Annotated in this window: 11 protein-coding genes; 6 read left to right on the top strand and 5 right to left on the bottom strand. The window is 63.3% G+C overall.

Annotated features, from left to right (window positions below; genetic code table 11):
- The 6 genes from R2855_12635 to R2855_12610 form a co-directional block, all read left to right on the top strand.
- Positions 1–1,095: amidase (locus tag R2855_12635; GenBank protein MEZ4531854.1), on the top strand; the 1,095-nt coding region annotated here is incomplete at its 5' end.
- A complete protein-coding gene (locus R2855_12630; GenBank protein ID MEZ4531853.1) occupies positions 1,092–1,307 on the top strand; it encodes a hypothetical protein in 216 nt (71 codons plus the stop codon). The genes R2855_12635 and R2855_12630, both read left to right, overlap by 4 nt.
- A 456-nt stretch (positions 1,308–1,763) precedes the next feature.
- Positions 1,764–2,294 carry an Ldh family oxidoreductase gene (locus tag R2855_12625; protein ID MEZ4531852.1) on the top strand — a complete coding sequence of 177 codons (531 nt, stop codon included), beginning with the start codon at positions 1,764–1,766 and terminating at the stop codon, positions 2,292–2,294.
- Positions 2,295–2,352: 58 nt separating this feature from the next.
- Positions 2,353–2,691 (top strand): hypothetical protein, encoded by a 339-nt coding sequence (locus tag R2855_12620; GenBank protein ID MEZ4531851.1) that lies wholly within the window; start codon positions 2,353–2,355, stop codon positions 2,689–2,691.
- Between the two features lie 154 nt (positions 2,692–2,845).
- A complete protein-coding gene (locus R2855_12615; protein ID MEZ4531850.1) occupies positions 2,846–3,244 on the top strand; it encodes an aldolase/citrate lyase family protein in 399 nt (132 codons plus the stop codon).
- Positions 3,144–3,539, top strand: a complete 396-nt coding sequence (locus R2855_12610) for an aldolase/citrate lyase family protein (GenBank protein ID MEZ4531849.1) — start codon at positions 3,144–3,146, stop codon at positions 3,537–3,539. The genes R2855_12615 and R2855_12610 overlap by 101 nt, the downstream gene beginning before the upstream one ends.
- 80 nt (positions 3,540–3,619) lie before the next feature.
- Here the strand turns inward: R2855_12610 and R2855_12605 are convergent, their stop codons facing one another.
- The 5 genes from R2855_12605 to R2855_12585 form a co-directional block, all read right to left on the bottom strand.
- Positions 3,620–3,802, bottom strand: a complete 183-nt coding sequence (locus R2855_12605; GenBank protein MEZ4531848.1) for a hypothetical protein — start codon at positions 3,800–3,802, stop codon at positions 3,620–3,622.
- A 9-nt stretch (positions 3,803–3,811) separates the two neighbouring features.
- Positions 3,812–3,988 (bottom strand): hypothetical protein, encoded by a 177-nt coding sequence (locus R2855_12600; protein MEZ4531847.1) that lies wholly within the window; start codon positions 3,986–3,988, stop codon positions 3,812–3,814.
- A gap of 681 nt (positions 3,989–4,669) precedes the next feature.
- Complete coding sequence (locus R2855_12595) at positions 4,670–4,888, bottom strand: hypothetical protein (protein ID MEZ4531846.1); 219 nt, start codon at positions 4,886–4,888, stop codon at positions 4,670–4,672.
- Between the two features lie 616 nt (positions 4,889–5,504).
- Positions 5,505–5,810 carry a hypothetical protein gene (locus R2855_12590; GenBank protein MEZ4531845.1) on the bottom strand — a complete coding sequence of 102 codons (306 nt, stop codon included), beginning with the start codon at positions 5,808–5,810 and terminating at the stop codon, positions 5,505–5,507.
- Positions 5,741–6,205: a hypothetical protein gene (locus R2855_12585; GenBank protein MEZ4531844.1), complete on the bottom strand. Its 465-nt coding sequence runs from the start codon at positions 6,203–6,205 to the stop codon at positions 5,741–5,743. The genes R2855_12590 and R2855_12585 overlap by 70 nt, the downstream gene beginning before the upstream one ends.
- Between the last annotated feature and the right edge of the window lie 62 nt (positions 6,206–6,267).

The raw sequence follows: 6,267 nt of genomic DNA, 5'->3' as shown, positions 1-6,267 counted from the left end.
GCCGCCACAGAGGATTCGGCCTCGGTCGAGATGCTGCGGTGCGCCGGCGGCATCGTCATCGGCAAGACGGTCACGCAGGAATTCGCGGCCGGGGTCGTCAGCCCTCCGGCGCGTAACCCATGGGACCCAACCCGCATTCCGGGGGGATCGTCTGGCGGATCGGCGGCAGCGGTTTCGGTGGGATCGGCCACGGCTGCGATGGGTTCCGACACCGGCGGGAGCATCCGTATTCCCGCTTCGGTTTGTGGCGCGGTCGGTCTGAAGCCGACCTATGGCGTTCTCAGCACCAGGGGCGTCTTTCCGCTTTCCTGGGCCCTGGATACGGTCGGGCCGCTGACCAGAACAACCGAAGACGCCTATACGATGTACTGCGCGCTGGCCGGCATCGAGCAATCGGCGCCGCTCATGCCATTGGCGCTTTCCGAGATACGCGTCGGCGTGTCGCATCCGCATTTCTTCGAGCAACTGCAACCGGGTGTCTACGAGGCAGTACGGCAGGCCATCGGCTTGCTTGCGGCTGGCGGCGCTCAGGTGGTCGATGCGCCGTGGGACGATGCCCGCGCGGCGCGGGCCGCCGGGTTCATCATCAACCGGGTCGAGACCGAGGTTGTGCACCGCGAAGGGGTCAAGAAGAACCCGGGTAGCTATGGTCCGACGCTCATGGAGCGCGTGAAGGCGTCGTCGCTGATTCCGGCTGGCGCATTGGTGCGCGCGCAACAAGCGCGCACGGTGGTGCGCGCCAGTATCGAGCAGGTCTATCTCGATCACGGAGTCGACGTGCTGGTTTCTCCTGCGACACCTGCCACGGCATTGCCAGCCGACGACCTCTTTGCCGACTATCCCGGAACGGCGCGCGAGCATGTCACCCTGGCGTACACGCGCATGACGATGCCCTTCAATATCACCGGACAGCCGGTGCTCTCGATTCCGTGCGGGTTCGATGGGAATGGCTTGCCGGTCGGCCTGCAGATCGCGGGACGCCCGTATGACGAAGCGCGTCTCTGCCAGATCGGTATGGCGATCGAAGCCGTGCTTGCCAATCAGTTCGGCGCGAACTGGACCCGTCCACCACTCGCGACGGAGATGGCCCTGTGAGCGATCTCGATCGGAACGAATTCCAACGCGGCGCTCAGGCTCGGCAGAACCTGGTCGCCGCGCTGCGTGAATGCGGCGAGCTTGCCGATGCGGTCGAGCATTTCCAGGGACAGGAGCTGCTGGATGTTCTGCTCTATCTGGACGGTCTCCGCTATGTCATGGCCGAGTCGGGCCAGTTGCTCCAGGGTGTGGTGCGCGGGTACGAGGGGTAGACGCCCAGTCCTCTGTCACTGATAGCAAGCGACACCGCTCACCGGTTCCCACGATGCCTGGCGGCGATCGTTCGTGCGGACCTCTACAATCCGGCAACAACGGACCGGGGCGAAAAAGCACGATCGAGTCGATTGTTCCATGCCAATTTGCAGCGCCGACCAGCTTCGCGGGCTGATGACCGGGCTTGTTCGAGGCAGTCGGCACACTTATCGAGACATCGGCGTTCATTAAACTCGCTTGTGGCCGCCAACCTGACCGGCCACGATTCCCATGGCGTCATTCGTATCCTCCAGTACATCGAAGCTGTCGAAAGTGGCGCGCTCGACCCGAAGGCCGAGGCGGCAAAGTGGTCTCCATCGATGGGGCGACCCTCAAGGTCGGCAAATGGGGATGGGGACAGCCCGCGTTTCACCTCGCGGTGAACGAGACGATGCGCCTGGCACGGGAGTATGGAATTGCCATCGGAACGGTCGAGCGCTGTTTCCATGTCGGGCGCGGTCGCTCCCTATGTGGAAACCATTGCCCGAGACGGGATGATCGGTATCGCGATGGCGAACGCGGGAGCAGCGGTTGCGCCCTATGGAGCGCGCACCCGTGTGATGGGCACCAACCCGATCGCCTGGTCTGTTCCAGGAACTGACGAGGATCAGCCGTTCGCGCTCGACATTGCCACTGCCCAAATAGCCGAAGGCAAGGTGCGGGTGGCGCGCAACAAGGGTGTCCCTGTTCCTCCAGGTGTGATCGTCAACAAAGATGGCGCGCCTTCGCTCGATCCGAATGACTTCTACGACGGAGGCGCGCTGATGGCGTTCGGTGGTCACAAGGGCTCCGGATTCAGCATCCTGGCGCAGCTGCCTCTACCGTGGTCTGGCGGGGATGACCCAGGACCGGTTGAAAACGCATCGAGGAGGCAACGGTCCCGTCGTCATCGCCATCGATCCCGCGCGTTGTCCGGCGTTGCTTTGACTTCTTCCGTGACGTCGTGACCGAAGAAGCTGGCGGTGCAGCGGCGCCACGCCGGCTGAAGGTTTTTCAGAGGTCCTGATGCCCGGCGATTTCGAGGTGCGCGAGCAGGCACGGCGCGAAGCCGAAGGGTGCATGGTCGACGACACCACCTGGAACGCGCTGGTGTCCGAGGCGAAGCGCTTTGGGACTGGCCGAGTCGATCTATGCGCTCGCGAGTTAGCACGCGCGTGGACCTACATTCTTCATCGTGAGCGCGATCGGATAGCCGCCAGCGAGGGATGCGAGAACCATCTACAATCGGCCAGTCGTTCATCAGACGTCTTACCAGAACGACGAAACTCCTCGATGCCGACGCTCGACCCGGACCTGTTGCGCAATCTGGATAGCGGCGCTGTTCCATACGGTTGGCACGTCTGAAGGCAACGGCAGCTTGTAGTAGGCAATCGTTCAGCAATCGGGGTATAGGCGATAGCGACGACGTCCGCGAGAAGCAACTGCCGTCCCGGACGCACGGCGCCTCGGACGTTCTGAATCGCTTTGGGCCACCGCGGCCTGAGCCAAGGGAGGGAACATGAAGAACAGGACACTCGCGAAGATCAAGGCCGGCAAGCCCGTTTATGGATTCGCGTCCGGCATCGGATCGCCAATTGCCACCGAGACGCTGGCTGCCTCGGGGATCGATTTCGTCTTTCTCGACGGGCAGCATGGTTCGTTCGGGATGGACCGCGTGATCGATTGCCTTCTGGCGATCGGCGGTTACCCGGCCGATGCGGTTGCCCGCGTTCCAGTCAACGATTTCACCTGGATCGGCCGCTTCCTGGACGAAGGGTGTGTCGGCATCGTGGTTCCCATGGTGAACAGCGCCGCCGATGCCAAAAAGGGCCGCGGATGCCTGCCGCTTTCCGCCGATCGGCACGCGCTCCTGGGGCTGGGGGCGAGCGGCGCGATACGGCGCCAACTACACCGATGAAATCGACCGCGAGGTTTTTCTGGCGGTGCAGATCGAGACCAAGACCGCGGTAGAAAACGCCGAGGCAATTCTCTCGACGCCAGGTGTCGATGGTTGCTGGATCGGGCCGTCCGATCTGGCGCTCTCATACGGCATCCACCCGCGTGATCGGTTCGCCAGTGAGGTGCATGCGGAAGCGGTGGAGAGAACGCTGCAGGCCTGCAAGAACACCGGCAAGTTCGCCGGCTATGCGACATCCGGTCCCACCGAAGCGCTCGCGCTGGCCGCGCGTGGGATTCCAGTTCCTGACCGTTGATCCGATGCCGGATTCATCCTTCAACGGGATTGCCGCCGAGATGGCCCAGCTCGGATCGATCCGAACAAGCAGGACGCGTATTAGGCGGTCGTCCAGCGTCCAGGGTCGAGTGTCCAGTGCGTTGTCGCTGGACACTGGGCCGGGTCAGGGACCACCGGGGCTCCAGATACTCCTTTGGCCAGCTCTTCGAGGTAGTTCAGGTACGCCTCCCGTTCTTCGGGAGTCATGCGCTCCAGTTCTTCTCGCAGGGCCTCGTTGGGCATGTTGATCGCTCAGGATCGGCGGTAGGCGATCGGATCGTCGAACTCGCGCCGATCGTCGGATTGCTTCCGCCAGACATTCGTCATCTCCTCGGATGCAGCATCGAATCCGCGATCCGCTGTCAAGATCGAGCGGGAGAGATTGCCACCGCGGTCGATGCGTGGGTCTTGCCAGCGGCTGACCAGCACGTTGTATCCCGGATCGCAACGCGCTGAGCATGTTGTCCGCCTGAGATTGCGCGGAGATCGCCACGCACAGCTCCACGATCCGCCTGCCCATGCGGGGCCGGGCGTCCAGCCGGTTGACGTCCACGTCGATGATGCTGACGTTCAGGTGGGCGATTGGCAACAACATGCGCAGCAGTTCGCCGGGCCTATCCGGCATCGCCACGCGAATGACCAGCAAGTTGCGCACCGACCGCTCATAAAGAATGCGCCATGAGAAGCTCGGATCGATATTCCCGCCCGACACCAGCACGATCACGTCGTCGTCCTTGCCGTACGGGGACCGAGGGCACACGGCCTTGCTGAATATCGCGCAGTCCCGCAAGCGCGGTCGCGCCAGCACCCTCGCGACATCTCCCGCATGACCATCAGATCGGCTATTGCCGCCACGATCTCCGTATCCGGCACGGTCAGTGATACGGTCACGGCCGATCAGTCTGCCGGCGACCAGAAACGGCCGATCGCCGATCTGGCTGACCTTGATGCCATCGGCAATCTGCGGGCAGCAGGTTGGCATCGCTTCCGGCGAGCCGTGATCGATGCCCAAACCAGGCTGGCCGCGCCTTCGGCCTCGACGCCGATCACCGTGGTGTTGGCGTGTCGTCCGGCAACCGCCAGGGCTATACCCGCAATGAGGCCGCCTGCCTACCGGTGCGACGATCGCGCGTGCCTGCGGCAGATCGTCGACATCTCCAGACCAATCGTGCCCTGGCCGGCAATCGTCCGCCAGTCGTCGAACGGTATTCGCCAGGATGAACACGCGGCCGCTTTCCGCTGCTTCCTCGGCGGTTTGCGCGCCAGGTCGAAGTTCTCACCGACCTCACGCACATCGACGCCATACGCTCGCGTGTTGTCCTGTTTCACCTTGGGGTGCCAACAGGCACAAAAACCGATGTTTGGTCGCGATGCCAAACAGTGCCGCCGCCAGCGCCACACCCTGCGCGTGATTTCCTGCCGAGGCGGTCACGATGCCTGCGCTTGCTTGTTCCGGAGTCAGGTTGGCGATGTTGTTGTACGCGCCGCGGATCTTGTACGACCCCGTTTTTGCAGGTTCTCCAACTTGGAGCAGACACGGCATCCCAGCTGGTTGCTCAACGGGTCCGAGAGGATAAGGCGGCGTGCGCGTTGCAATCGGGCCGCCCGGTCCGTCGAAGAGGCGCGCCGGGCTGCTTCGATTTCGTCGATACCGACAGGGATGGGATCGGTGGTCGCCGTTGTCATGTCAGGTCAGGACGTTCCCGCTCCATTTTGGACACGATCGCACGCACATCTGGGCGCTGGCCCGGTCGACGATCATGAGCGTGTCTTCCGTCCAGTCACCGCCAGATTGCTTACCCCCACGAAACCGCAGTGATCGTTGCGACCAGACGTACCTCCCGGACGCCGCTCGCGACGACCTCCCGTGGAAGCAGTTCTCGTCCTCGTCGGTGGCCAGCAATTCGGCGAATCCGTTCCAGTCGCCAATATCTGACCAGCCGTGTCACCGGGACCACGACGAACTCGTCCACATAACCATCAGACCGTGATCGATGGTGGTCACTGGCAGGTCGAGCCATGCGCGCTCGATCTCGTCTGCCCGTTCTGGGTCTCCCCAGCATGCCGCTATCCGCTGCGGCACCCGGAGGAGATCTGGTTGCGCCCGCTCGAACTCGCGCAGAAAGACATCGATTCGCCAGACGAACATGCTGGCGTTCCATGGAAAAGTAGCGGCCAGAGTCAGGAAACGTTGCGCGGTTTCCAGATCAGGCCTCTCGACGAAGCGCCGCGCGAAGTACCCGCCCGGCAGGGCCAGGTCGTCCGTGCGCTCGATGTAGCCATATCCCGTTCAGGATGACTCGGCTCGATTCCGATCGTGGTCAAGTATCCGGCTTCTGCCGAACGGATCGCGGTCGCCGGCGCTCGATGGAACTCGTCCGTATTCGCGATCTTGTGATCCGCGGCGAAGCTTCCCATCACCGCGTGCGGGTCGCGTTGGGCGATCAGCAGCAGCGCTGCCAGCGCGATGGCATTGCCAGTGCCGCGCATTCCCGGTTCGACGAGCAGATTCGATTCGGGAATGTCCGGAAGCTGCCAGGCGATTGCAGCGGGTGCGCTGAACCGGAAACGGTGAAGATGCGATCCTGGCGGCGAAAATGGCGCGACCCCGCTCGGCAGTAAGCTGCGGCAACGACTTGTCGCCAATTAGCGAACGAACCGGGCGTGCGGCGCGGCTAAGCGGCCACAGGCGTGTGCCCGCGCCCCTG

This window comes from Thermomicrobiales bacterium (assembly GCA_041390825.1).
Classification (GTDB): domain Bacteria; phylum Chloroflexota; class Chloroflexia; order Thermomicrobiales; family UBA6265; genus JAMLHN01.
This window is presented reverse-complemented; position numbering and strand designations above follow the sequence as displayed.